A 1,364-nucleotide genomic window follows, 5' to 3' on the forward strand; every position below is an offset into this window, starting at 1 on the left:
TTAAAAATATCAAGTAAAAAGTTATTGATTTTATTGTATTATATATTAAATTTTGAGATAATATACTTATATCTTTATTCTTTATATTATTAGAAATTCCTTAAACATTTGTTAATGTATTATTAATATTATATTAATAATTTGTTAACCTTTTGGGATTGTCTTCCTCTTGTTGCCTTAAAGGGACTGTTGCGGACTGACATATTTTTAGAATTGTTGTAATGTTTCTATGATCAAGGTCTATGGAGGGATTTATGGAACAGGTGGAGATAGTTTGTTTAGATAAGGTTATGTCTGACAACCATCGCTATCGAGGTTTTTAAAGGTTTGGGATTTCAAAGGAGTTGATAGGCTTTTATTAACAGCAAGGCGTAATAACCCTCATGAAGGTTATGGATTAACTCTTCTTTTTCAGTGTTTGTTACTTCAGTTTTTAGAAGACTTGAGTGATCGAGAGCTTGAGATCTTTTTGCAAGAGAATATGGCAGGCAAATGGTTCTGTGGATTTTCTCTGACTGAATCGACACCTGATCATACTGCTTTTTACCCGGGCGCGCCAGAGGATAGGGACATCTCTTTTATCTCGCCTTTTTGGTGAGTTGAGAGATCAACTAAAATCCCAAGGTTATATGAATGAGGTCTTTACCTTTGTGGATGCGAACCACTTCATTGCCAAAGCCACTTTATGGGAAGAAAGAGATAAAGACATTAAAGAGAAGTACGAGAAGCTTAATAATGAAGTTTTACCTAAGGTTGTTTTTGATAAGCAGGCTCGTATTGGCTGTCAGGGAAAGAATAAATACTGGTATGGGTATAAGAAGCATGTGAGTGTTGATATGCAATCAGGGTTGATTAATAAGGTGGCTGTAACGCCTGCGAATCAAACAGATGCGAAGGGCCTTAAACATGTCTGCCCCAAGCAAGGCGCTATTTATGCAGACAAAGGTTATTGTACCACTTCTGCCAGAAAAACATCTGCTGTTAAAGGATGTCATTTAGCCGTTATTAAAAAGAATAATAGGAAGAATAAAAATCGAGACCAAGATCACTGGTATACAAAGATCAGAGCTCCTTATGAGAGGGGCTTCTCTCAAGATCCAAAAAGAGTAAGGTACAAGGGAATTGTTAAGAATCAGTTTGCGGCCTTTATGCAAGCCATCTGTTTTAATCTTAAGAGGATGCTTGTTATTGCGACACCTTTCCAAGGAGAGCCCATAGGATAGGTCTGTCCAAAATTGGCTTTTCTCGGACTTTTAGACAAAAACAAGCCGCTTTAAAGCTTAAATCAGGCCATAATCTAAAGCCCAACATAACTCAACTTAAAATCACAACAAAAATTACGTTAGCAACAGGACCACTTTTAT

At 36.3% G+C, this 1,364-nt stretch carries 1 protein-coding gene and 1 pseudogene; both read left to right on the forward strand.

What is annotated here, in order from left to right; translation table 11 throughout:
• Positions 1–325: 325 nt before the first annotated feature.
• Positions 326–598: pseudogene (locus IG80_RS17135) on the forward strand (transposase); the annotation flags it as partial.
• Between the two features lies 1 nt (position 599).
• Positions 600–1,223 carry a transposase gene (locus tag IG80_RS0111900; protein ID WP_032114245.1) on the forward strand — a complete coding sequence of 208 codons (624 nt, stop codon included), beginning with the start codon at positions 600–602 and terminating at the stop codon, positions 1,221–1,223.
• Positions 1,224–1,364: the final 141 nt, after the last annotated feature.

The sequence above is a fragment of the Candidatus Paracaedibacter symbiosus genome, from assembly GCF_000757605.1.
In the GTDB taxonomy this organism is placed as follows: domain Bacteria; phylum Pseudomonadota; class Alphaproteobacteria; order Paracaedibacterales; family Paracaedibacteraceae; genus Paracaedibacter_A; species Paracaedibacter_A symbiosus.